Source organism: Winogradskyella rapida (assembly GCF_042675845.1).
Lineage (GTDB): Bacteria > Bacteroidota > Bacteroidia > Flavobacteriales > Flavobacteriaceae > Winogradskyella > Winogradskyella rapida.
Genome location: NZ_JBHTKM010000017.1, coordinates 308177 through 334662, shown reverse-complemented (window position 1 = coordinate 334662; position 26486 = coordinate 308177). Strand labels below are relative to the sequence as shown.

Here is a 26486-nt window from a genome sequence, read left to right as displayed (position 1 = left end):
GAAAGCGGCTATGAGAACACTAATCTTCTGTAGGGATAAACTTCAGAGCAGCACCGTTAATGCAATGGCGTTTTCCAGTTGTCGCTCTTGGGCCGTCGTTAAAAACATGACCTAAATGGCCACCACAAGTAGCGCAGTGTTCTTCATCTCTTGTATAACCCAGTTTGGTGTCGCTTCCAAAGGCGACATTATCTCCAATAGGGCGGTCAAAACTTGGCCAACCGGTTCCGGAGTTAAATTTGTGTTCACTTTTAAATAAAGGCGTGTCGCAAGCAGCACAAACATAGACGCCTTCCTCATGGTTGTCGTTCAATGGGCTAGAGAACGGACGCTCCGTGCCTGCTTCTCTTAGAACGTGGTATTGCAGATCGGTAAGCTGAGCTTTCCATTCGGCATCCGTCTTTGTTATAGCGAAAGGAATGTTTTTAGTTTTATTCTCATCGTTTTTTTGAGCCGTACCGTTACAGCTAAATAAAAAAATGGTGAAGGTAATTATAAGAAGATTTTTCATTTTCAAGAGCTTTAAAATTGATTTTATTCTCTTGGTCGTAAAATCCTCTTGAGAATTACTAATTTCTTTTATTTATTTTAGGAAATGGTTGAATTTTCCCAAAAATATTTGTTAAATTTAGAAACAAATTGACCGAATAGATGAAGATATTCCATTTAAGCGCAGAATGTTACCCTATAGCTAAAGTTGGGGGCTTAGCAGATGTGGTTGGGGCTTTACCAAAATACCAAAATGATAATGGAGAAGAGAGTGCCGTTATTATGCCTTTCTATAAAAATCCGTTTACCACTACCCATAATTTTAGCGCTGTTTTTGAGGGGCATGTGCATTTAGGGAATACATCTTATCCGTATCAAATTTTAAAGACATCTGAGGTGTCTTTAGGGTTTGAGGTGTATTTTGTCGCCATTGATGCCTTATTGAATACGCCATTTGTATATTCTGAAAATGATATCGATCGGTTTTTGGCCTTTCAGATTGCAGCTTTAGATTGGATTTTAACCTTAAAGCAATTTCCAAATATTCTGCATTGCCATGATCACCACACGGGGTTAATTCCTTTTATGACGCAAGAGTGTTATAAATATGAAGCTCTGAATAAAATTCCTGTTATAACAACCATTCATAACGCGCAATACCAAGGATGGATGCCGTATGAACATTTGCATAAAATTCCTCCATTTAATATGGAACATATTGGTTTGTTAGATTGGGATAAGGTGATTAACCCTTTGGCTGCAGCAATAAAATGTGCTTGGCGTGTTACCACCGTATCGCCGAGTTATATGGAAGAGTTGAAGCAAAATGCCAACGGATTAGAACAGTTGTTAGCGCACGAAAGTGGCAAAGCCGTTGGGGTTTTAAACGGTATTGATACCGAAGTGTGGAACCCCGAAACGGACGATTATATTATTGAAAACTATAACGCCACAACAGTCGCTGCAGGAAAAAAAGCAAATAAAAAGTGGCTTTGTAAGCGATTTAATTTAGATGAAGAAAAACCTCTAGTAGCTTTTATTGGGCGTCTAGTGGGGGAAAAAGGTGCAGAATTGTTACCAGAAGTGTTTCATAAAGTCTTGCAACAAGAAGTTGTGAATATTTTGCTTTTGGGGTCAGGACATCAAGATACAGAAGAACAATTAAGCCAATTAAGGGCCAACTATAGTGGAAATTACAATGTGTACATCGGCTACGATGAAAAATTGTCTCATATTATATATGCAGGGGCCGATTTTCTTCTGATGCCTTCGCGTGTGGAGCCGTGCGGACTCAACCAAATGTATTGTCTGCGTTACGGAACGGTTCCTGTGGTGCGACGCATTGGTGGATTAAAGGATACCGTTGTAGATATTAATGACAACGGTTTTGGCATTTGTCACGACGATGTTACGGTCTCTGATATTGCCTATGCCGTGCATCGTGCTTTAGAATTTTATAATGATACAGTCCAATTTCAAGCCAATAGAACGTTTATAATGAGTATTGATCACTCATGGAAAACTTCAGCAAAAACCTACATAAACTTGTACAATTCAATAAACCAACAACACTATGATTAACGACAGAGTATTATCAATTATTTTAGGAGGAGGTCAAGGCTCTCGGCTTTACCCATTAACAGAAAAAAGGTCTAAGCCAGCGGTGCCGATTGCTGGTAAGTATAGATTAGTGGATATTCCTATTTCTAATTGTATCAATTCTGATATGAAACGTATGTATGTGTTAACGCAGTTTAATTCTGCCTCTCTAAATAGACACATAAAGAATACTTATCATTTCAGTTTTTTTAGCTCTGCGTTTGTAGATGTTTTGGCTGCAGAACAAACCATTAAAAGTGATAAGTGGTTTCAAGGCACTGCCGATGCAGTACGGCAAAGTATGGATCATTTTTTACAGCACGATTTTGAGTTTGCACTCATCCTCTCTGGAGATCAGCTCTACCAAATGGATTATAATGATATTATTGATAAGCATATAGAAAGTAAGGCCGATATCTCAGTGGCTACTTATCCTGTAAATGCGAAAGACGCCACCTCTTTCGGGATTTTAAAATCGGACGAGAATAACCTGATCACTTCTTTTATTGAAAAACCATCATCGGACCTTTTAGTGGATTGGAAATCTGACGTTGGAGAAGAAATGAAAAGTCAAGGACGTGAGTACTTAGGATCAATGGGAATCTACGTTTTTAATAGAGATTTATTGATTGAGCTTATGGCCGATGAAAGTACCGTAGATTTTGGGAAAGAAATTATTCCACAGTCTATTGAAAAATACAAAACGGTAAGTTATCCGTTTGAAGGGTATTGGACGGATATTGGAAATATAGATTCCTTCTTTGAGGCAAATATTGGTTTAACCGATGATATTCCTAAATTTAATCTCTACGATTCTAAACAACGTGTTTATACCAATGCGCGTATTCTACCAACTTCAAAAATTTCAGGGACAAGTTTAGATAAGGCTGTGGTATCTGAAGGTTGTATTATTAGTGCAGCAAAAATTGAAAAATCCGTTATCGGTATTCGATCTAGAATCGGAAAAGATTCTACAATAATAAATACCTATATGATGGGGAATGACGATTATGAGTCTTTAGAAGGCATTAATAAAAATAATACAGAAATTTTAGTGGGAATAGGAGAGCGCTGTTTTATTAAAAATACCATTATCGATAAAAATGTACGTATCGGTGACGACGTTAGAATTAATGGCGGTCCGCATCTTGAAGATACCGAAACAGATAAATATGTAATTAAAGATGGTATTGTAGTTATTAAAAAAGGTACAGTGATTCCTAAAGGTTTTGTACTTTAATCTATGGGAAAAGTCATTGTACACAGTCGTTTTACAGAATTTGATATCAACCTTTTTAAATCAGGTAAGCATTACCGATTGTATGAAAAATTTGGATCTCATATCACCACTTTAGAAGGGGTTAAGGGGACTTATTTTGCCGTTTGGGCTCCTAGTGCTAAGCAGGTTTCTGTGGTAGGCGATTTTAATTTTTGGAATGAAGAAGAACATCCATTAAACGTCCGTTGGGATTCTAGTGGTATTTGGGAAGGCTTTATTCCTAATGTTGGTAAAGGCAGTATTTATAAATATAAAATTCATAGCCATAATAATGGCATCGTTACCGAAAAAGCAGATCCTTATGCACGGCGTTGTGAGCATAACCCAAGTACAGGCTCTATTGTTTGGGAAGATGATTACCAGTGGCAAGACAACACTTGGTTAAAAAAACGGGCTAAGCATAATGCCTTAGATGCGCCGTATTCGGTTTACGAAGTGCACTTAGGCTCTTGGAAAAAACATTTTGAAGAAGGACGTTTTTTGTCTTATGTAGAAATGGCAGATGAATTGGTGAGCTATGTAAAAGCCATGAATTTTACCCATGTAGAATTGATGCCGGTTATGGAATTTCCTTATGATCCGTCTTGGGGATATCAAGTAACGGGGTATTTTGCACCCACATCGCGCTTTGGTTACCCGGAAGAATTTAAATTGTTGGTTGATAAATTTCATCAAAACGATATCGGAATTATTCTAGATTGGGTACCGTCGCATTTTCCTGAAGATGCCCATGGCTTAGGGTTTTTTGACGGTTCTGCGCTCTATGAGCATCCCGATAAACGTAAAGGCTATCACCAAGATTGGAAGAGTTTAATTTTTAATTATGGACGGAATGAAGTTAAATCGTTTCTCATTAGTAATGCCTTATTTTGGTTAGACCAATACCACGCCGATGGCCTAAGGGTAGATGCTGTAGCTTCGATGTTATTCTTAGATTACAGTAGGGAAGACGGGGAATGGGAGCCTAATATGTACGGTGGAAACGAAAATTTAGAAGCCATGTCATTTTTAAGAGAAATGAATGAGGCTGTCTATGCGTCTTATCCCGATGTACAAACGATAGCCGAAGAATCAACGGCATTCCCAATGGTGTCTAAACCTACGTTTATTGGTGGCTTAGGTTTTGGAATGAAGTGGATGATGGGCTGGATGCATGATACGCTACAATATTTTGCTAAAGATCCTATTCATAGGCCTTACCATCAGAATGATTTAACTTTTTCAATGACCTATGCCTTTACAGAAAATTTTATGTTACCGCTAAGTCATGATGAAGTCGTTTATGGGAAGCGCTCAATTTTAGGACGAATGCCTGGAGATGAATGGCAGCGTTTTGCCAATTTAAGGGTATTGTATTGTTATATGTTTACACATCCAGGAACAAATTTATTGTTCCAAGGGGCGGAATTCGGACAAAGTGAAGAATGGGATTTCCAAAACAGTCTGCAATGGTTCTTGTTAGATTATAGTCCGCATCAAGGTGTACAACAACTTATAAAAGATTTAAATACCTTGTATAAAAATGAACCTGCGTTATATGAAAAGCAGTTTTCAATGGAAGGTTTTGAGTGGATTGACTATGGCGATTCAGAAAATGCCGTATTTACGTATATGAGAAAAGGACATCATGATAAAGATACTATTATTGTGGCCTGCAATATGACGCCGGTACCAAGGGAAGGCTATCAAATAGGACTGCCTAAAAAAGGACGTTTAAAAGAAATCTTTAATAGCGATCTTAAACCCTATTTTGGCTCCGGACAGTATAAAAATAAAGCGAAAGCAACCAAAGCTGAACCGTGGAATTTTAGAGATCATTCTATAAAAATAGATATTCCGCCTTTGGGTATGGTAGCTTTTAAATATTCAAAATAACTTAAGACCAATAAAATGTTAACCTGTTAGGTGTAAAAACTAACAGGTTTTTCTGGTTTTAAACCCTATTCTTTTCACTGTCAGAAGACTATAATCCACAAATTGAAAACGTTTTCGTTGATAACAATTTGTAATATCAAGGGCGAACGCTTTCTAATGTTGTATTTTTTCCGTTTTTTTACTGCTTATTGTTCCTAAAAATCGACTTATGATTATAAATACTGAATTAGAAAATAAAGGAAACTTATTTCCTTCAAAAATCATAGACTTCAAAAAGGACGTTGATAAACTTTATTTTACTGCAGATAATGACGTTATTTTAGAATTAACAGTAGTTAGAGATAGTTTACTTCGTTTTAGATATACAACCGTAGGGAACTTTAAAAATGACTTTTCGTACGCCATTACCAAATATGCCAGTATAGGGTATAATAAGCTAGAGATTGAGGAGAAGGAAAATACGTATGAAATTATCACCTCTAAATTACGATGTGAGATTTCAAAGTCAGATATGAAAATCTCAATTTACGATGCTATTGATGACGTTTTAATAAGTCAGGATGAACGTGGATTCCATTGGGAAGAAAGTTACGAGCATGGTGGTAACGTCGTTAAAATGAGTAAAGTTTCTAGAGATGGCGAGAGTTATTACGGACTTGGAGACAAACCAAACCATCTTAATTTAAAAGGGAAACGTTATAGCAATTGGGTTTCCGATTCTTATGCTTTCGGAAAAGATACCGATCCTATTTACAAAGCCATTCCATTTTACACAGGCTTGCATCAAGGAAAAGCGTATGGGGTCTTTTTTGATAATACCTTTGAGTCTTCTTTCGATTTTGCACATGAACGCAGAAATGTAACCAGTTTTTGGGCCCAAGGAGGTGAGATGAATTATTACTTTTTCTACGGTCCTAAGATGAATGATGTGGTAGAGAGTTATACGGATTTAACCGGTAAGCCTCACCATTTACCTCCACTTTGGGCTTTAGGTTTTCACCAATGTAAATGGAGTTACTATCCCGAAAGTAAGGTAAAAGAAATCACTTCTACCTTCAGAAAATTACAAATTCCATGTGATGCTATTTATTTAGATATCGATTATATGGAAGGCTTTCGTTGTTTTACATGGAACAAAAGCTATTTCCCAGATCCGAAGCGTATGGTGAAAGAACTGTTAGACGACGGATTCAAAACTGTAGCTATTATAGATCCAGGAATTAAGATTGATAAAACCTATTCGGTATTTCAGGAAGCCCTAGAGAATGATTATTTCTGTAAGCGTGCCGACGGGGATTATATGAAAGGGAAAGTATGGCCTGGTGAATGTTATTTCCCAGATTTTACGAATCCTGAAGTTAGAGATTGGTGGTCGGGCTTATTTCAAGAACTTATTGAAGATATCGGAATTAAAGGGGTTTGGAATGACATGAATGAACCCGCCGTGATGGAAGTGCCTAATAAAACATTTCCAGATGATGTGCGTCATGATTACGATGGTAATCCTTGTAGTCATAGAAAAGCACACAATATTTATGGTATGCAAATGGCACGTGCTACCTATCAAGGTTTAAAGCGTTATTCATTTCCAAAACGACCATTTGTTATAACACGTTCCGCTTATTCAGGAACACAACGTTACACTTCTACTTGGACAGGAGATAATGTAGCAACATGGGAGCATTTATGGATTGCCAACATTCAGGCACAACGTATGGCGATGTCGGGCTTTTCTTTTGCTGGGAGTGATATCGGAGGCTTTGCCGGGCAGCCACAAGGCGAGTTATTTGCGCGTTGGGTACAGTTAGGAACCTTTCATCCATTCTTTAGAGTGCACTCTTCAGGAGATCATGGTGATCAAGAACCATGGGCTTTTGATGAAGATGTAACTAATATTGTTAGAAAATTTATTGAAATTAGATACCAATTGTTGCCGTATTTATATACCGCCTTTTGGAATTATGTAGATCATGGAACGCCATTGCTAAAATCCTTAGTACTGTATGATCAAGATGATGTGCAAACGCATTATAGAACGGATGAGTTTATTTTTGGCGAACAAATTTTGGCTTGTCCAATTTTAGAACCTAACGCTAAAGGGCGTCGTATGTATCTTCCTAAAGGAAAATGGTACGACTACTGGACGGATACCGTTGTAAAGGGGGGAAGAGAAATGTGGGTTGATGCCGATATTGATAGTATGCCTATTTATGTAAAAGCTGGGGCTATTATTCCAAAGTATCCAATACAACAGTATGTTGGAGAAAAAGAGATTATAGAGATAACTCTAGATGTATATTATAAAAAAGGGAAAGAGAGCAGTGAATTGTATAGCGATGCTAATGATGGCTTCGATTATACGAAAGGCCGCTACAGTCTTAGAAATTTTAGTCTTTCAGGGAAATCCAAACAATTGATTATTAATCAACATAAAGAAGGAAAGTTTGAAGCGACATTCCAGAAGTTTAATATTCAATTTCACGGTCTGCCATTTGAGATTACTGAGATCTATTTAGATAATGAAAAAATGGAAATTGAACCTTTTGATAGAGAGAAAGGACAATCCATAAGAATCTGCAAGAATTTTTCTCAGTTACATATTAAAGGAAAAGAGGTCATTAAATAGTGACAAAATATTTAATTTAGTGTCTAAGCCTATAGAGCGAATAACGTTTAAACAAAAAGAAACATATGAAACTTAATAAAATAGTCTCAAGTCTTGTCATTGTAGTGGTAGCCGTATCCTGTGCTACAAACCCTTTTACAGGTAAAAAAACAATGGCATTTGTAGGAAACGATCAATTATTTCCAACGGCTTTTGCACAATACAATGAAGTGCTTGCTGAAAATAAAGTGGTGACAGGAACTTCTGATGCCGAAATGATTACCCGTGTAGGGCAACGTATAGCTGTTGCTGCAGAGCGCTACCTTACCGCTAATGGTTTTGAAGGGTACTTGGAAGATTATGCTTGGGAGTATAAACTTATAGAATCAGATCAGGTTAACGCGTGGTGTATGCCAGGAGGGAAGATTGCGTTTTATACAGGAATTCTTCCTATTGCTGATAACGAAACTGGTGTAGCCGCAATTATGGGGCACGAGGTAGCGCATGCCTTAGCGAACCATGGTCAGCAACGTATGAGTGCGGCGTATATTCAGCAAGGGGTGTCTGTAGTGGGTAATGTGGCCTTATCTAACGATGATCAAGCTTTAGGAATCTTTAACCAATCTTTTGGTGTAGTGTCTAATGTTGCCGGAATGTTGCCTTTTAGTCGTTCTCATGAGACCGAAGCCGATAAAATTGGCCTTTACCTTATGGCAATTGCAGGGTATAACCCCGATGAAGCTGCAGAATTATGGGTTCGTATGAAAGCGCATAGTGGTGAATCTTCTACTCCAGAATTTCTAAGTACACACCCTAGCAACGATTCTAGGATAGAAAACTTAACGGCTTTAGCGCCGAAAGCTAAGGAAGAAGCTCAAAAATTTGGGGTGACATCATTTAGACCGATAAATTAAAAATTTAAGAATATTTGTTTACTTTCGAAGCTGCTCATTTTGAGCAGCTTTTTTTTGTGTTAATAGGTCAGAGTTCTACAGCATACGCTTGGTTAATCTAAGATGAGAACTTTATAAAGGATAAGTAACTATGAGTGAAATTAAAAAAGGAAGTAAAAAATTATTAAATGCATGGGCTTTTTACGATTGGGCCAATTCAGTGTATACCTTAACGATTGCTTCTTCTATTTTTCCAATTTTCTATTCGGCTTTATTTGTAAGTCAGATAGAAAAGAATGTTATGGCCTTTGGGGTGCTTTTTAAAAGTACCGCTCTAATTACTTATGTCACGGCGTTTACATTTTTAATCGTGGCGTTTTTATCTCCAATTCTTTCTGGTATTGCCGATTATATTGGGAATAAAAAGAATTTTATGAAATTCTTCTGCTACGTCGGTGGTTTAGGTTGTATAGGATTGTATTGGTTTAACCTAGATCATATCCATTTAAGTTTACTCTTTTATTTTATGGGACTTATTGGCTATTGGGGGAGTTTAGTGTTTTACAATTCCTACTTGCCTGATATTGCATTTCCAGAACAGCAAGACCGCATTAGTGCCAAAGGGTTTAGCTTGGGCTATTTAGGAAGTGTTTTATTATTAATTCTGAATTTGGCCATGGTAATGTATCCACAATGGTTCGGGTTTGATATTAGCATCCCGGTGTCACTGCAAGAAACAGGGACAGAAATCGAAGTTGCTGAAGCCGTAAAAGCGGCTAAAAATAAGGCCTCGTTTGAAGCTATGCGATTGTCTTTTATTACCGTGGGGTTATGGTGGATGCTCTTTAGTCAGTACACCTTCTATATACTTCCTAAAGGTGTTTCTAAAGGCGGTAAAGTTACCAAAGATGTTGTTTTTAATGGATTGAGAGAGCTCAAGCAAGTTTGGTTGCAGTTGCAATCTAACTTACGTCTAAAGCGTTACTTAATTGCTTTTTTCGTGTTTAGTATGGCGGTTCAAACCATTATGCTGGTTGCCGTGTATTTTGGAGAAGAAGAGATTGCATGGGGTGGGGCAGATGCTAAAACCTTCGGATTGATCTCTAGTATTTTAATTATACAAGTGGTTGCTATTTTAGGAGCATTTTTAACCTCTAGAGCCTCCTCTGTTGTTGGAAATATTAAAACATTAATTGTTATCAATGGCTTTTGGATGGCCCTGTGTTTTTATGCGTATTTTATGGTGACGCCATTTCAGTTTTATATTGCAGCAGGACTTGTTGGTTTGGTTATGGGTGGTGTTCAATCTTTAGCAAGATCTACGTATTCTAAATTTTTACCAGAGACTAATGATACCACATCGTATTTTAGTTTTTATGATGTTGCTGAGAAAATAGGTATTGTTATAGGGATGGTCATTTTTGCAACGATAGATCAGGTTACAGGCAGTATGAGAAATGCCATTTTGTTTTTGGTCGTCTTTTTTTTAGCAGGAATTTTCTTGTTATTCCGAGTGCCAACAAAAAATAAATAAATCAAGTATTTTTAACTATAAAACCAATTATGATGAAAATTACCAAACTAGCCTTCGCTTTTATTTTTTTAATTTCTGTGGCCTCTTTTCAGTCTTGTGAAAATGAACCTTTAGATTCAGACTTAACGTCAGGGGTTTCCGATGATGACGGAGGATCAGATGGAGGTAATACCGATGATACAGGAGCAGCTTCCACGGGAGATTATTGGCCTAGAGCTGTTGGTAATTTTTGGAATTTTAATGATACGTTCTATGGAGGTGTAACTTATGATATGGTAGGGACTGAGGTTATTGATGGGGATACCTATTACAAATTTGACGACTTATTAAATTCTGAGTCTTGGTTACTTAAGTCTGGAGATAGTTATTATATAAGAACCGCAGTTGGAGGGTATGATATTCCTGGATATGCGATTACAACAAGTTATATTACAACAAAAATGTTAGTAGATTCTGCTGAAGCGGGTGATGAATGGACGAGTCATGTGAGTTATACCATTTCTTATACCGCTACTGATTCTAATTATCCTGAGATTCCAAATGTAGATTATGGTGCAACATATAATTTTGAAATGATCGCTAGAGATTTAACGCGTACCGTGGAAGGCGTAGAATATGACAACGTTTTGCAAGTTAGATTGGAATTGGAAGCTTTAGGCGCACCGACGACGACTGTAGATTATTTCTATGCGAAAGATGTAGGATTAATAGAATTTGTTGGCGACCTAAGTTCTGGGACATTAGCAAGCTATAGCCTTAACTAATTGAGGTTATAACGAAATAGATTTAAGAGGCTACCTAAAAGGGTAGCCTTTTTTATTTAGAGTTTTTGAAGAGTTGATTAGGATAACATTAAAAAAATAATGGCCTTTACTTAGAGCGGTTTACTTTTTCAGAAGCTTATACTATTTATGTAGGATAAAAGACTGCTCTAGTCAATAAATTATTTTACGATTTATTTAGCATTATAAAACGAATGGCATAACAATTGAATTTATTACGATGTGAATAACTTTAAATATCTTGTAATACTTTGGTATTCAGTATAAAGTTAATTATTAATACATTTAAAAATCATAGGATTCTGTCGGTAAGAGTGACAGAATGACTTAAAAATATATATGGGAAAATCAAATTTTTTAAACTTAGACAATCTGTCATTTCAGGATTTTGATGAGAATTCAGAATTAATTCCGTTAATGACACCTGAAGATGAAGAATTAATAAACAATGAATCTTTACCAGAATCATTGCCAATATTACCATTGCGAAACACGGTATTGTTTCCGGGCGTTGTTATCCCAATTACAGCGGGAAGAGACGCTTCTATCAAGTTAATTAATGATGCTAATAAAGGCGGTAAAGTTATCGGTGTGGTCTCTCAAATTGATGAGTCTGTAGAAAACCCGACCGCTAAGGATATTTACAAAACCGGTACGGTGGCACGTATTCTAAAGGTTTTAAAAATGCCTGATGGCAATACAACGGTAATTATTCAAGGAAAAAAACGCTTTGAAATTAAAGAAGTAGTTTCTGAAAAACCTTATTTAACGGCAACCATTTCTGATATTGCTGAAGCTAAACCAGCGAAAGATAATGAGGAGTTTAGAGCGATTATAGACTCGATTAAAGATTTGTCTTTAGATATCATTAAAGAAAGTCCAAATATTCCTTCTGAAGCGAGTTTCGCGATTAAAAATATTGAAAGCGATTCGTTTTTAGTCAATTTTGTGTCTTCAAATATGAATCTTAATGTTGAAGAAAAGCAAGAACTCTTAAAGATTAATGATCTTAAAGAACGCGCGCTTCAAACGTTGAAATTCATGAATTTAGAGTTTCAGAAGTTAGAACTTAAAAACGACATACAGTCAAAGGTTCAGAGCGATATGAACCAGCAGCAACGTGAGTATTTCTTACACCAACAAATGAAAACCATTCAAGAAGAATTAGGTGGTGGTGTGTCTTCGGGAGAAGAAATCGAAGAGATGAAAAAGCGTGGAAAGCAGAAAAAATGGGACGATAAAGTACAAGCGCATTTTGAAAAAGAATTGTCTAAAATGCAACGTATGAATCCTCAAGTTGCCGAGTATTCTATACAACGTAACTATTTAGATCTGTTTTTAGATTTACCATGGAACGAGTTTAGTAAAGATAAGTTTGACCTAAAACGTGCCATGAAAATTCTTGATCGTGATCATTTTGGTTTAGACGATGTTAAAAAGCGAATTATTGAATACTTAGCGGTTTTAAAGCTACGTAACGATATGAAGTCGCCAATTTTATGTCTGTATGGACCTCCAGGTGTAGGTAAAACTTCATTAGGAAAATCTATAGCAGAAGCCTTAGGCCGAGAGTACGTAAGAATTTCTTTAGGAGGCTTACGTGATGAAGCTGAAATACGTGGACACCGTAAAACCTATATTGGTGCTATGCCAGGGCGTATTATTCAAAGTTTAAAAAAGGCCCAAACCTCTAATCCTGTATTTGTTTTAGATGAAATTGATAAGCTTTCAACAGGAAGTCAAGGCGATCCGTCTTCTGCCATGTTAGAAGTTTTAGATCCGGAGCAAAACAATGAGTTTTATGATAATTTCTTAGAAATGGGCTACGACCTTTCTAAGGTTATGTTTATTGCGACTTCTAACAGTTTAAATACCATTCAGCCTGCTTTAAGAGACCGTATGGAAATTATCAATGTTACGGGATATACGATTGAAGAAAAAGTAGAAATCGCCAAAAGACATTTATTACCAAAACAATTAACCGAGCATGGTTTAGATAGTAGCGCATTAAAAATTGCAAAACCGCAATTAGAAAAAATTGTGGAAGGCTATACACGCGAATCGGGGGTAAGAGGCTTAGAAAAGCAAATTGCTAAAATGGTGCGTTATGCTGCTAAAAATATTGCGATGGAAGAGGATTATAATATCAAAATTTCTAATGATGATATTATTGAAATCTTAGGAAGTCCAAGGTTAGAGCGCGATAAATATGAAAACAATGATGTTGCTGGTGTGGTTACAGGTTTAGCTTGGACTAGTGTAGGTGGTGATATTTTATTTATAGAATCAATTCTTTCAAAAGGAAAGGGAACACTTTCTATTACTGGTAACCTAGGAAAGGTGATGAAAGAATCTGCAACTATTGCTATGGAATATATCAAGGCGAATGCAGAGGAATTCGGAATTAATCCTGAGGTCTTTAATAAATACAACGTTCATATTCACGTTCCAGAAGGGGCAACACCTAAAGATGGTCCTAGTGCTGGAGTTACGATGTTAACGTCACTAGTGTCTTTATTTACGCAACGTAAAGTGAAAAAGAGTTTAGCCATGACGGGAGAAATTACCTTAAGAGGTAAGGTTTTACCAGTTGGTGGTATAAAAGAGAAAATATTAGCGGCTAAACGAGCGCGTATAAAAGAGATTTTATTGTGTGAAGACAACCGTCGTGATATTGACGAAATTAAACCAGAATACCTTAAAGGCTTAACATTCCATTACGTAAAAGATATGAGCGATGTGTTAAAACTAGCCCTTACCAAACAAAAAGTGGATAATGCTAAACAGCTATAAGCGTTTAGGATTCTAGAGACGTATAACTTTGCCTTACCTCACAACAATTGGGATAAGGCAAAGTTAATACCTACTACCATTTTTGAAATAAAAAGCCTTTTTAAAAGGCTTTTTTTTATGCCTATATAGGAGCAGAGATACACGATAACAGAAAAAAGTGTAACAATATCTAAAGCTTAAAAAAAATAAAAAAATCATATCACCGTTTTAAGATAGATTTACTTATTTTGCAAGTCTATGATCAAAAGGATTTCTACCTTTATTTTAATGCTTTCAGCATGTTCTGTATTCGCACAATTAGGTGGAGAATCAACGTATCAATTTCTAAACTTGGTGTCTTCGCCAAGACAGGCTGCTTTAGGTGGTAAAATTATTACCAATTTTGATCATGATGTCACGGAAGCCTTATACAATCCGGCTTCAATAAACTATAAAATGCATAATCAGCTTGCTATAAACTATTCAAGCTATTTGGGGGATATCAGTTATGGTACTGCGGCCTATGCGTATACTTGGGATCGGCATGTACAAACTTTTCATATCGGAGTCACTTATATAAACTATGGTTCCTTTGATGGTTATGATTTGGATGGAAACTCCACAGGAACATTCAGTGGTAACGAAACGGCAATTTCAGCTGGTTATAATTATAAGATTCCATTTTCAGATATTTATGTCGGTGCTAATTTAAAAGTGATTACTTCGGCCTTAGAACAATATAATTCAGTGGGTGGCGCCTTAGATTTTGGTGTGATGTACATCAACGAAAAACTCGATTTTCACGCCGCTTTAACCGTTAGAAATTTAGGAACTCAATTTTCCACCTATGCTGGTCAAAACGAACCTTTACCTTTAGAGGTTAATTTTGGGATGTCTCAAACGCTAGAAAATGTGCCTTTACGTTGGCATCTTACTTTAGAGAATTTACAGAAATGGCCAATTTCAGTGGCTAATCCGGCACGTGTTACCACAGATCTAGATGGGAATCAAACAGAAGAGAAGGTCAGCTTTTTTAATGAAGGGCTGAGACATTTAATTTTAGGAGCCGAATTATTCCCAGAAGGCGGATTCAATATTCGTTTGGGATATAATTTTAGACGTGCGGAAGAACTACGTATTGTAGACCAGAGAAACTTTTCTGGACTTTCAGTAGGTGTCGGAATTAAACTTAATAAAATGCGTTTCAGTTATACGCATGCCAGATATTCAGGAGCTTCAAACACAAGTTTTTTTGGGCTTCAAATCGATTTACAATAATATATGAGTAAAATAGTCATTGCCATAGATGGATTTTCATCCACTGGTAAAAGCACCATTGCGAAACAATTAGCAAAGCAGTTAAACTATATCTACGTAGATACCGGAGCGATGTATCGGGCGGTTACCTATTTTGCTTTAGAGCAGCAGTATATAGGAGAAGGTTTTTTTAAGGAAGAAGCGTTGATCCAAAATTTAGATTCTATCCATATTACCTTTAAGTTTAATCCGGACTTAGGTTTTGCTGAGGTATATTTAAACGGAGAAAATATAGAAGCGGCCATTAGAACTTTAGAGGTTTCTAAGTATGTAAGTCCTGTGGCAACCTTATCGGAAGTGCGACGTAAGTTAGTAGAGCAACAACAGCTCATGGGGAAAGACAAAGGCATTGTAATGGACGGGCGCGATATTGGAACCGTGGTATTTCCGGAGGCCGAATTAAAAATCTTTATGACGGCTTCTGCAGAAACAAGAGCTACACGTCGCTATCAAGAATTAATAGGTCGTGGGCATCAATTAAGTTATGAAGAAGTGCTTGAAAACGTCACCACCAGAGATCATATCGATTCTACTAGAGAAGATTCGCCTTTAGTAAAAGCTGAAGATGCAGTAGAGATTGATAATTCAGACTTAAGTATTGAAACGCAGCTCGATAGGTTAGTGCTTATGGCTAAGACTTTAATAGAACAATAAAATATAATCTTATTAAAGATGAAAAGCGACTTTCCTAAACATAAGGGAAGTCGCTTTTTTATATAATTTAAGATGTTAAGGTCTCTGATTATAATTTAGGAATCACTAATTCTTGACCAGGATGAATCACATCTGGGTTCTTTAAAATATCGGTGTTAGCCTGAAATATTTTTTGGTACTTCCCTGGCTCACCATAATATTGCTTTGCAATTTTACCTAAAGTTTCACCAGAACTAACCGTGTGCTTTGCATAGACAGAATCGTCTTCAACTTTAATATCGGCCATAATATCAGAAGGAGATTCGCCTCCGATTTCTTTAATCTTATCCCATATTAAATCTTTTTCGTAAGGTGTTGCTGCAGTTCCCCAAACTTTTAGTTTCCCATCAGCCTCTTCAACTTTTCCTTCTTTAATGTTTAATTTTTCTCCTAAATCAAGAACATCTTGATATTTTGCTTTTACCATAATAGTTGTTTTTTGAATTGTTAATCGTTACTTGTAAAGATAAGAATTTATGATTTAAAATGTAAACTGTAAACCATCAATTTGATCTTCTATAAGTTAAGACCCCAAATAAAAAATAAAGTCACATGATTTAGTATTTGGTTTTCAGAATAATATGTAGTACTTTTGCACTCCTTTTTAGCGAATACAAGAAAGTAAGGAAAGGGAAAGAAAAACAAATTTAATAATAACTTCTGTAGATTTTTCGCAAATCTTTCAAAACTTACAGAATACAAATTTTTATTCAGCACACATGTCTGAAAAAGAAACAAACCAAGCTGAAGTTGAAGCAACTGAAGCGGCAGCTCCAGTAATCTCTGAAGCACAAGCAAACCCAGAAAAATTCTTAAAAGAATTCGATTGGCACAATTACGAAGAAGGAATTGAGCAAGTAGCGGATACGAAATTAGAAGAATTTGAAAAATTAGTATCAGAAAATTTCGTTGACACTTTAGATGATGAAGTTGTAGAAGGTACTGTAATTACTATCACAGACCGTGATGCAATTATCGATATTAATGCAAAGTCGGAAGGTGTTATTTCACTTAACGAATTCCGTTACAACCCAAACCTAGCTGTAGGTGATAAAGTTGAAGTATTAATTGATGTTCGTGAAGATGCAACAGGTCAATTAGTATTATCGCACAGAAAAGCACGTGTTATTAAAGCATGGGAACGTGTAAATAACGCACATGACACTGGTGAAATCGTAAACGGTTTTGTAAAATGCAGAACTAAAGGTGGTATGATCGTTGACGTATTTGGTATTGAAGCATTCTTACCAGGTTCTCAAATTGATGTGAAGCCTATTAGAGATTACGATCAGTATGTAAACAAAACTATGGAGTTTAAAGTTGTGAAAATCAACCACGAATTCAAAAACATAGTTGTTTCTCATAAAGCTTTAATTGAAGCTGATATTGAAGAGCAAAAGAAAGAAATCATTGGTCAATTAGAAAAAGGACAAGTCTTAGAAGGTATTGTGAAAAACATTACTTCTTACGGTGTGTTTATCGATTTAGGTGGCGTAGATGGTTTAGTTCATATTACAGATTTATCTTGGTCTCGTATCAACCATCCAAATGAGATTGTTGAGTTAGATCAGAAATTAAATGTTGTAATCCTTGATTTTGATGAAAACAAATCAAGAATCCAATTAGGTCTTAAACAATTATCTAAGCACCCTTGGGAAGCTTTAGGTGAAAACGTAAAAGTTGGAGATAAAGTAAAAGGTAAAGTTGTCGTTATCGCTGATTACGGTGCTTTTGTTGAAGTAGAAGAAGGTGTTGAAGGATTAGTTCACGTAAGTGAAATGTCTTGGTCTACACACTTACGTTCAGCTCAAGACTTCGTATCTGTAGGAGATGAAATCGATGCTGTAATCTTAACTTTAGATAGAGAAGACAGAAAAATGTCTCTTGGTATTAAGCAATTAACGCCAGATCCATGGACTGATATCACTACGAAGTATCCTGTAGGTTCTAAGCATTCAGGTATTGTACGTAACTTTACAAACTTTGGTGTTTTTGTTGAATTAGAAGAAGGTATCGACGGATTAATTTATATCTCTGATTTATCTTGGACTAAGAAAATTAAGCACCCATCTGAGTTCTGTAACGTAGGTGATACTCTAGAAGTAGTAGTATTAGAATTAGATGTAGACGGACGTAAATTATCTTTAGGTCATAAACAAACTGAGGAAAACCCTTGGGATAAATATGAAACTGAATTTGCTTTAGGTACAACTCATAAAGCTGCGATCACTGAGATGGTAGATAAAGGAGCTACAATTGATTTTAACGAAGATATCGTTGCTTTTGTTCCTGCACGTCACTTAGAGAAAGAAGATGGTTCTAAACTTGGTAAAGGTGAAGAAGCAGAATTCAAGATCATTGAATTTAATAAAGAATTCAAACGTGTAGTAGCATCTCATACTGCAATCTTTAGAGAAGAAGAAGCTAAAATCGTTAAGCAAGCTGTGAAAAAAGCAGAAGCTCAAGCGGCAGAAGCTAAACCTACTTTAGGTGATGCAAATGATGCTTTACAAGCACTTAAAGATAAAATGGACGGGAAAAAATAATTCCTTTTTTCGCAACACCGAGCTTTAGTTTGGTGATAAAGAAAAACCATTAATCATATAAAAGCCTCTCTATTTTTAGAGAGGCTTTTTTTATGCCCTTATTTTAAGAACTAGTGCAAAACCTATATCATTAGGTAAATCTTCTAAAACTAACGGCAACACTATACAAGGTCTTAATTAAGAGCCTTCTAGAATGAGGTGGCTTTTCTTCCTGCTATAATGAGAGTTGATTTCTTCATTACAACAGAAGCATGATGTGTTGTTCTTCTCAAAATTCACTGCGGAAAGAGCTTAAAATATCCCTTGTAAACAAATATATTTACCTTAACTTTGTAAACCATAATGCTAGGAAACGATATGAGTCAAAAAGTTTTACTTAACTCTAAAGAAGTCAATATTACCCTTCACCGATTGGCTTGTCAACTCATTGAAAATCACGATGATTTTTCTGAAACGGTATTAATCGGTATTCAACCACGCGGAAAATACTTAGCCGATCGATTAGCTAAAATGCTTAGCGACGACTATAAGATCAAGGATATTCAACTCGGACATTTAGACATTACCTTTTTTAGAGACGACTTTAGACGCGGTGATAAACCTTTAGAGGCCAATACCACCAGCATCAATTTTATTGTAGAAGATAAAAATGTTGTTTTTATAGACGACGTATTATATACCGGTAGAAGTATACGATCTGCCCTTACCGCCATTCAGTCCTTTGGACGCCCAAAAGATATAGAATTACTAACCTTAATAGATAGACGTTTTAGTAGACACTTGCCTATACAACCTAATTATAGAGGCCGACAAGTCGATGCGATAGACAACCAAAAGGTTATTGTAAAATGGCAAGAGAATGATGGGGAAGATGCCGTGTACTTGGTAGATAAATAAAACCGATCATGATGTTGATAGCACAGACGCTGTATATCAACATGGGATTTAGAATTAAGATAAACATAAAAGTAAATTGCTAAGGACCTATAAATAAGGGTCACTAGCTAATAAAGACTGAAAGAAATGAGCGAATTAAGTGTCAATCACTTATTAGGAATTAAATATCTTACTAAAGAAGATATCGATCTTATTTTTGAAACCGCAGATCAGTTTAAGGAAGTCATCAACAGACCTATTAAAAAGGTGCCTTCTCTAAGAGATATTACCATTGCCAATCTGTTTTTTGAAAATTCAACACGAACAAAATTATCTTTTGAATTGGCTGAAAAGCGACTTTCTGCAGATGTGATTAATTTTTCGGCGTCTCAATCTTCAGTTAAAAAAGGAGAAACCTTAATAGACACGGTAAATAATATCTTATCTATGAAAGTAGATATGGTGGTGATGCGGCATCCTAATCCTGGCGCAGGGGTGTTTTTGTCTAAACATGTTAATGCCAGTATTGTCAATGCCGGTGATGGCGCTCACGAGCATCCTACGCAAGCCTTATTAGATTCGTATTCTATAAGAGAAAAATTAGGGACTGTAAAAGGTAAAAAAGTCGTTATTGTTGGTGATATTTTACACAGTAGGGTAGCACTTTCAAATATTTACGCCCTGCAGTTGCAAGGTGCAGAAGTGATGGTTTGTGGTCCTCAAACCTTACTTCCTAAATATATCAAAGATTTAGGGGTTAAAGTAGAGACCAATTTAAAGAAAGCCTTAGAGTGGTGTGATGTGGCTAATATGCTTCGTGTACAAAACGAACGTATGGATATTAGTTTCTTTCCTTCAACAAGAGAATATACACAACAATTTGGCGTTAATAAAGAACTATTAGATAGCCTTAATAAAGAGATTGTTATTATGCATCCCGGCCCAATAAACCGTGGTGTAGAAATTACAAGTGATGTTGCAGATTCTAAACAAGCTATTATTCTCAATCAAGTAGAAAATGGAGTAGCGGTTAGGATGGCTGTAATTTATCTTTTGGCGTCTAAAATAAAACAATAGATTATGATTATAGATAGAGACGGTAACACTACCATTATTACACAAGAAACAGCTTCAGTTAAAACCTTAGTTAGTAATATTGAAGCGGCATATGATACCCATAAAAATTATCATCTCATCATTAAATTATCGAGTTTAGAACAGGTCGCTTTAGAAGAGGTGGTAGAGTTTTTACGTTTAAGTAATAACCACAGAGCCGATAAAAAGAGTTTTGTTATTGTATCTGAAAAAGTAGACCTAGATCTTGTTCCTGTAGAAATGGTTGTGGTACCGACACTACAAGAAGCTTACGATATCATTGAAATGGAAGATATTGAGCGCGACTTAGGGTTCTAAATTCTTCTTTAAGGAGATGACTCTAAAAGTTTGTCCCTTATAATCCTTTACCTGTATCAATGAAACTAACAATTCTAGGTTGCCATAGCGCAACACCACGGACCAATACCAATCCCACTGCACAGATTCTTGAAATAAAAAACCATATGTTTCTTATTGATTGTGGCGAAGGTACCCAAGTAGAATTAAGGCGGAACAAGATAAAATTTTCACGGGTTAAGCATATTTTTATTTCTCATTTGCATGGCGATCATTATTTTGGTTTAATTGGTTTAGTGAATACCTTTAGTTTGCTAACTCGTGAAACTGAATTACACATCTATGCGCCCAAAGGTTTAAAAGAGGTGATAACCTTACAGATGAAACTGTCTGGGAGTTGGACCAATTATCCGTTAATATTTCATGAATTAAGCTCTAAAGCGTCTGAGTTAATCTATGAAGATGATAAAGTAGAGGTGTATACCATTCCCTTAAAACATCGTATTTATACCAGTGGTTTTCTTTTTAAGGAAAAGGAAAATGAGCGAAAGCTAGATATTAATTTGGTTAGAGAAGCCAATATTGATGTTGCCTATTACCGAAAGTTAAAGCAAGGTTTTGATGTGGTTAACGAAGATGGTGTTTTAATAAGTAATGCTAAAGTAACCAAAGATGCAGTGCCACCTAAGAGTTATGCCTACTGTAGTGATACGGCTTACCATGAGGCCATCGTGCCGTTGATTAAAAAGAGTACGGTTTTGTATCATGAATCCACATTCTTAGAGAAAAACGAGAAACTATGTCTGCCTACACGCCATAGTACGGCAAAACAAGCGGCTACAATCGCAAAAAAAGCCGAAGTAGAGACTTTAATCCTAGGGCATTATTCAACCCGTTACAATGGCTATGAGGACTTTAAAACGGAGGCGCAAACGGTTTTTGAAAATGTTGTTCTGGCAAAAGACGGAAAGGTCTTTAACTTTGATTAAATTCTCGTAATTGCAACATCCAATCAATAGCTTCTTTCAAGTTCCGACATCGCTTTAAACTTTTATTGAAAAATTGTTTTTCTAAAGAAGCATTTAGATAACTGAAATCTGAATAGGTGATAATTGCCGAGGCGATAAAGGTATCATATTCATTATTAAAGTCAACCCATAATTGCGGATCAAAAGAATAGGAATTATAACGATTGGCAATATATCCAACCTGTATTTTTTTGTCTATGAGTGCACTAAATTTGGTGACTAATTCTCCGGCGATTTCATAATTGACATGAACACCTTCATTAAATTCTGATAATAAGAACCGTTCCGTGAGGTAAAACGTTCCGAATGAGAAACACACTTTTTCATATTCCAAAAGGTCGGAATATTTACTGTCTTCAAACTTCATTTATAGGGATTAATGCTTAAATTTATGGGTAAAATATTAATTGTAGAAATATTTTTTAAAGAAAAATATAAATTTAATTGTAATGAATACAGACCTAGGTAATTATAGAAAATCTTACGAGAAACAAGAACTTTTAGAAGCCTTCATTGGAGATAATCCTATGGAATTATTTCAGAAATGGTTTTATGAGGTCGATCAAAATTTTGATGTGGAAGAAGCCAATGCAATGACGGTGTCTACAATAGGTTTAGATGGCTTTCCAAAAAGTAGAGTAGTGCTGCTTAAAAAATATACCTATGAAGGGTTTATTTTCTATACCAATTATAACAGTGAAAAAGGAAAAGCGATTCTAGCCAATCCGAATGTCTGTATTTCTTTTTTCTGGCCTTCAGCCGAAAGGCAAATTATTATTAAAGGCAAAGCCGAAAAGATTTCGGAAAACCTTAGCGATGGCTATTTTGAATCCCGTCCGCGTGGCAGCCAATTAGGCGCCCTAGTGTCCCATCAGAGTGAAGTGGTAAAAGACCGCTCTGAGTTAGAGAATCAACTAAAGGCCTTAGAGAAAGCCTATGAAGGCAAAACCATAGAACGTCCTAAACATTGGGGTGGCTTTATAGTAAAACCTGTAGAAATGGAATTTTGGCAAGGACGTCCTAATCGTTTGCACGATAGAATTCGCTTTCAATTGCAAGAAGATTACAATTGGAAAATAGACCGATTAGCCCCTTAAATTAAAAGTTAAAAATGAGCAGCGTCAGTTTTTATATATTTCCGATGAAATGCATGATTTTGACGCTGTAATTCATTTTTTTTGACAGAAAAAGTGCATTTCATCGATTATTTACATGAAAAGACGATAAAATGCACGTTGTTTATCGATTTTAACATTTTATTAACAGTTTAGCTCAGATGTGAGGTTAATTTAGCAGTCCCAAACCTAATTAACCTACATTATGAAAATTACTAAACTACTGCCTTTCGTGGCTGTTTTCGCCCTACTTAGTATTACTTCTTGTGCAACTGATGCTGCAGATGACGCTTCTTTAAACGCTATTGAAGTTCCTGTTGCTCCTGATGCTAAAGAGATTGAAATTGAAATCATGGAGCTTATTAATGCGTATAGGATTAACGAAGGTTTAAATACGTTAGCAAATAATACAACGGTAAAAGCGGTTGCTTCTACACATACGGAGTATATGATTGAAGTGAATAACGTTTCTCATGATAACTTCTTCTTAAGAAAACAAAGTTTACAAGCCAATGCTGATGCAGATGTGGTTTCAGAAAATGTAGCCTATGGTTTCAGCTCTGCAGAATCTGTAGTTAACGCTTGGATTGCAAGCCCAGGACATAGAGATAATATTGTTGGAGATTACACGGATTTTGATGTGTCGGCAGAACAGAATAGTAACGGAAAATGGTATTTTACCAATATGTTTATTAAACGATAAGCATTTCCCTTTAGGTTGTAGAAAACGAAGCGATTGTAATAAATCGTTTTGAATTAGAGACTCTAGGAGTACCCGTTAAGTGATGCGTTGAAACTCTAAAGTCTTAAAACCTCAATTTTTTTAGATATAATAATGGGTCTTTGGCCCTATTTAGAAAGTATAGAATTTAATATTCTATACTTTTTTTGTTTAATAGCTTTGGTATAAGCATAACATTTTCCGTAGAACGAGCGTTAACGTGTTTCCTTTTAGTAGTGAAGGATAAACGCCGTCTAAGGGACTTTTGTTTTAGCGGTGATATAGTATTCTTTTTAAGTGTAACTAATCTTATAAGCCTATTTAAAAGTCTTATGCCGCTAGAGTAGGGGTGCATAAGTGTTTTTCTATATGTTATAGTTCTGTAACGCGATTTAGAACTTAATGTCATCACTCCGCTCATTCCGTATTAATAACCTACCCCATGTAAATCTTGAATTTCTTTAGGGAATTAAAATACGGGACTGGATTTACAATGGTCTTACCTGAAATGATTGATTAGTTTATAAGGCGAATTAGGTAATGCTAGCGACGTTCAGAACAACGGGTTTGGCTTTGCAACAAGTGGTACGTAGACCAGAGACTGGTACCATTTTTTTAAAGCCAATACGAAATTGAAAGCCGAGATTAATTGAAGGTTTAATTGGGAAATGGATACCATTAAAAATGTAGGTCACGACTATAAAAAAAGTCTAAAAATGGCATAGCGTGAAAAAAAATAAAGACGAACACTGTTTGTGAGGAGTTGTTAGATCTCTACCAATTAACGGCCATTCCTGCGGAATATGCTAGATCTGTTTTATTTCTAGAGTTATATCTTCAACCCTAGAACGAATTATAAAGAATCTCCTTATAGATTTTAAGTTAATAAAATTTTAAGGACTATGCCGTAGGATTTTGATGCTAATGGGCTTTTAAGATTCGATTTTAACTAACTCTTATAAAACAAAAAAGCAAACTCAAAAATGAGTTTGCTTTTTCTCTTAGTATAAGCCTTATAGTTAGGAGGCCTATTCTTCTTTATCTTTATTACTATCGATAATGTAGAAGTAAGAACGTCTGTTTAATTGGTGTTCTTCTTCTGTACATTTTACACCGTTACCACAATCGTTTAATAACTGTGTTTCACCATAACCAATAGCACTTTCAATTCTGTCTGGGCTAATATCACGAGATAAAAGATAGTCTTTAGTCGATTTAGCACGACGGTCAGATAATTTTAAGTTGTACTTATCACGACCTCTACTATCGGTATGCGATTCAATTTTAATCACCATATCAGGGTGCTTACGCATCACATCTACAATGTTTTCTAATTCATATTCGGCATCCGTTCTAATGTTCCATTTGTCAAAGTCAAAGAATATTGGATTAATGACAATTTGATCTTCAGAAATTAATGGACTTAAGGTTAGGTCTGCAGTATGAACTTCTTCATTAGTATTCGTCGTTGTTAACGTCGCCTTATCATCTTTATAATCGGCCTTACTACCTAATACGGTATAAGTCTGATTACAGTCTACATCAAAGCTATAAGTACCGTCAGCCGTCGTTGTAACCTCTTCAATAATCTTACCTGTAGCATCAATGAGTTGAACTTTTACATCAGCAAGAATAATATCAGTTCTAGCCTCTCTTGCAGTACCTGTAATTTGTTGTTTACATTCTGTTACGGTGTAGCTGTAAATATCGTCACTACCTTTTCCTCCAGGACGATTTGATGAGAAGTATCCTTTTTGGTTGTCGTTATTAATAAAATAGGCAAAATCATCATAACCACTATTGAAAGGGGCTCCTAAATTCACAGGATCTGAAGCAATCTCTACTTGTAAAACATCAGATTTAAAAATATCTAATAACCCAAGATTTAAATGTCCGTCTGAAGAAAAGTATAAGGTGTTATCAGCGGCCACGAATGGAAACATTTCACGTCCTTCTGTATTGATTCCTTCACCTAAGTTCACTGGAGATCCATAAGTGTTATCATCGTTGATTTCTACGGAATAGATATCGGTTTGTCCAAAACCACCTTCACGATCCGATACAAAGTATAAGGTTTTGTTATCCGGACTTAAAGCAGGGTGACCTGTTGAAAAGACATCATCATTAAAAGGTAATTCCTCTACATCATCCCAAGCGCCGTCTACTAACGTGGCTTTATAGATTTGAAGGTGAGTGGTTCCTTCTTTATCGTATTCTAAACGGTTACGTTTATTAGTATTATCTCGTGTAAAATACATGGTCTGACCGTCGTTAGTAATCGCTATAGAAGCTTCATGATAATCGGTATTAATTTCCATAGCATTAAGAGAGGTTGAAGAACCATAAGATTGTGACCCATCCTCTTCATCCGTGACTTCAATTTCAAAAAGATCTAAAAAAGGTTCTTTATTCCAGTTGTACACTTTTTTATCATCACTGTTGGCAGAAGCATAGTAAAGTGTGTTACCAAACATATATGGACCAAAATCTGAATTTTCAGTATTGAAATCTAAATTTTCAATGTTTACAATAAGCTCATCATTCTTCGACGTTAATTTATCGAAAATATCAACTTCATCAGGGTTGTACCCTTTAAGTCTGCTATCACCTTGTTGAGCATCACTTAATTTCTTAAACCAAACATCGGCTTCCTCATAGTTACCAATACTTCGTAAAGATTGAATATACTTATAGACAAACTCAGCTTCAATATCGTTGTATTGATTCAAAGCTTTTTCATACCAGTATACAGCCTTTTCAGAATTGGAGTTGTTATAGTACGCATCTCCTAAACGTGTTAGAACGTGAGCACTTTCATCTCCCTTTTCATAGGCTTTTTCATACAATTCAATGGCTTTTACATAACCATAATTTTCAAAGAATTTATCGGCTAGTTTCGTTTGTGCAAAAGACAAAGAACTGCTTAAAATTATTACGAGCGCTAATATTTTAATCTTCATAATTGGGGTC

The 26486-nt window shown here is 35.9% G+C and carries 21 protein-coding genes; 17 read left to right on the top strand and 4 right to left on the bottom strand.

Annotation, left to right across the window (positions count from 1 at the left end):
• Nucleotides 1-19: 19 nt before the first annotated feature.
• Complete coding sequence (gene msrB / locus ACFQ13_RS05265; protein WP_386114850.1) at nt 20-511, bottom strand: peptide-methionine (R)-S-oxide reductase MsrB; 492 nt, start codon at nt 509-511, stop codon at nt 20-22.
• 140 nt (nt 512-651) lie between these two features.
• On the opposite strand from msrB, the gene ACFQ13_RS05260 reads away from it, so the two are divergent.
• The 10 genes from ACFQ13_RS05260 (at nt 652) to cmk (ending at nt 15799) form a co-directional block, all read left to right on the top strand.
• Nucleotides 652-2070 (top strand): glycogen synthase, encoded by a 1419-nt coding sequence (locus ACFQ13_RS05260; protein WP_386114848.1) that lies wholly within the window; start codon nt 652-654, stop codon nt 2068-2070.
• Nucleotides 2063-3328 carry a glucose-1-phosphate adenylyltransferase gene (locus tag ACFQ13_RS05255; RefSeq protein ID WP_386114846.1) on the top strand — a complete coding sequence of 422 codons (1266 nt, stop codon included), beginning with the start codon at nt 2063-2065 and terminating at the stop codon, nt 3326-3328. The genes ACFQ13_RS05260 and ACFQ13_RS05255 overlap by 8 nt, the downstream gene beginning before the upstream one ends.
• Before the next feature lie 3 nt (nt 3329-3331).
• A complete protein-coding gene (gene glgB, locus ACFQ13_RS05250; protein ID WP_386114845.1) occupies nt 3332-5242 on the top strand; it encodes a 1,4-alpha-glucan branching protein GlgB in 1911 nt (636 codons plus the stop codon).
• 208 nt (nt 5243-5450) lie between these two features.
• Nucleotides 5451-7868, top strand: a complete 2418-nt coding sequence (locus ACFQ13_RS05245) for a glycoside hydrolase family 31 protein (protein WP_386114843.1) — start codon at nt 5451-5453, stop codon at nt 7866-7868.
• Between the two features lie 65 nt (nt 7869-7933).
• A complete protein-coding gene (locus ACFQ13_RS05240; RefSeq protein ID WP_386114841.1) occupies nt 7934-8761 on the top strand; it encodes a M48 family metallopeptidase in 828 nt (275 codons plus the stop codon).
• A 130-nt stretch (nt 8762-8891) separates the two neighbouring features.
• Complete coding sequence (locus tag ACFQ13_RS05235; protein WP_386114839.1) at nt 8892-10274, top strand: MFS transporter; 1383 nt, start codon at nt 8892-8894, stop codon at nt 10272-10274.
• 29 nt (nt 10275-10303) lie between these two features.
• The gene (locus tag ACFQ13_RS05230) at nt 10304-11038 is read left to right on the top strand and encodes a hypothetical protein (protein ID WP_386114837.1); all 735 of its coding nucleotides are present in this window, start codon (nt 10304-10306) and stop codon (nt 11036-11038) included.
• Nucleotides 11039-11395: 357 nt separating this feature from the next.
• A complete protein-coding gene (lon, locus tag ACFQ13_RS05225; RefSeq protein ID WP_386114835.1) occupies nt 11396-13849 on the top strand; it encodes an endopeptidase La in 2454 nt (817 codons plus the stop codon).
• A gap of 237 nt (nt 13850-14086) precedes the next feature.
• On the top strand, nt 14087-15106 hold the full coding sequence (porQ, locus tag ACFQ13_RS05220; RefSeq protein WP_386114833.1) for a type IX secretion system protein PorQ: 1020 nt from the start codon (nt 14087-14089) through the stop codon (nt 15104-15106).
• Nucleotides 15107-15109: 3 nt separating this feature from the next.
• Nucleotides 15110-15799 carry a (d)CMP kinase gene (gene cmk, locus ACFQ13_RS05215; RefSeq protein WP_386114831.1) on the top strand — a complete coding sequence of 230 codons (690 nt, stop codon included), beginning with the start codon at nt 15110-15112 and terminating at the stop codon, nt 15797-15799.
• Between the two features lie 88 nt (nt 15800-15887).
• Here cmk and ACFQ13_RS05210 read toward each other — a convergent pair whose 3' ends face one another.
• Entirely contained in the window at nt 15888-16265 is a 378-nt protein-coding gene (locus tag ACFQ13_RS05210) for a LysM peptidoglycan-binding domain-containing protein (RefSeq protein WP_181858377.1), read from the bottom strand.
• Between the two features lie 292 nt (nt 16266-16557).
• Here ACFQ13_RS05210 and rpsA point away from each other — a divergent pair, with 292 nt between their 5' ends.
• The 5 genes from rpsA (at nt 16558) to ACFQ13_RS05185 (ending at nt 21641) form a co-directional block, all read left to right on the top strand.
• Nucleotides 16558-18384, top strand: coding sequence for a 30S ribosomal protein S1 (gene rpsA, locus ACFQ13_RS05205; protein WP_114309402.1), 1827 nt, complete (start codon nt 16558-16560; stop codon nt 18382-18384).
• Between the two features lie 357 nt (nt 18385-18741).
• Complete coding sequence (gene pyrR / locus ACFQ13_RS05200) at nt 18742-19281, top strand: bifunctional pyr operon transcriptional regulator/uracil phosphoribosyltransferase PyrR (protein WP_114309698.1); 540 nt, start codon at nt 18742-18744, stop codon at nt 19279-19281.
• A 126-nt stretch (nt 19282-19407) separates the two neighbouring features.
• Nucleotides 19408-20337 carry an aspartate carbamoyltransferase catalytic subunit gene (locus ACFQ13_RS05195; RefSeq protein ID WP_386114829.1) on the top strand — a complete coding sequence of 310 codons (930 nt, stop codon included), beginning with the start codon at nt 19408-19410 and terminating at the stop codon, nt 20335-20337.
• Nucleotides 20338-20340: 3 nt separating this feature from the next.
• Nucleotides 20341-20673, top strand: coding sequence for a ribonuclease Z (locus ACFQ13_RS05190; protein WP_114309405.1), 333 nt, complete (start codon nt 20341-20343; stop codon nt 20671-20673).
• Between the two features lie 59 nt (nt 20674-20732).
• Nucleotides 20733-21641 carry a ribonuclease Z gene (locus ACFQ13_RS05185; protein ID WP_386114827.1) on the top strand — a complete coding sequence of 303 codons (909 nt, stop codon included), beginning with the start codon at nt 20733-20735 and terminating at the stop codon, nt 21639-21641.
• Here the strand turns inward: ACFQ13_RS05185 and ACFQ13_RS05180 are convergent.
• Nucleotides 21628-22047, bottom strand: coding sequence for a hypothetical protein (locus ACFQ13_RS05180; RefSeq protein WP_386114825.1), 420 nt, complete (start codon nt 22045-22047; stop codon nt 21628-21630). The two genes, ACFQ13_RS05185 and ACFQ13_RS05180, sit on opposite strands and share 14 nt — an antisense overlap.
• Before the next feature lie 82 nt (nt 22048-22129).
• Between ACFQ13_RS05180 and pdxH the strand changes: the two genes are divergently transcribed.
• Both pdxH and ACFQ13_RS05170 read left to right on the top strand, forming a co-directional pair.
• On the top strand, nt 22130-22777 hold the full coding sequence (gene pdxH, locus ACFQ13_RS05175) for a pyridoxamine 5'-phosphate oxidase (protein WP_386114823.1): 648 nt from the start codon (nt 22130-22132) through the stop codon (nt 22775-22777).
• Between the two features lie 223 nt (nt 22778-23000).
• The gene (locus ACFQ13_RS05170; protein WP_386114820.1) at nt 23001-23498 is read left to right on the top strand and encodes a CAP domain-containing protein; all 498 of its coding nucleotides are present in this window, start codon (nt 23001-23003) and stop codon (nt 23496-23498) included.
• A gap of 1046 nt (nt 23499-24544) precedes the next feature.
• Here ACFQ13_RS05170 and ACFQ13_RS05165 read toward each other — a convergent pair.
• Nucleotides 24545-26476, bottom strand: coding sequence for an OmpA family protein (locus tag ACFQ13_RS05165; protein ID WP_386114817.1), 1932 nt, complete (start codon nt 26474-26476; stop codon nt 24545-24547).
• Nucleotides 26477-26486 lie beyond the last annotated feature (10 nt).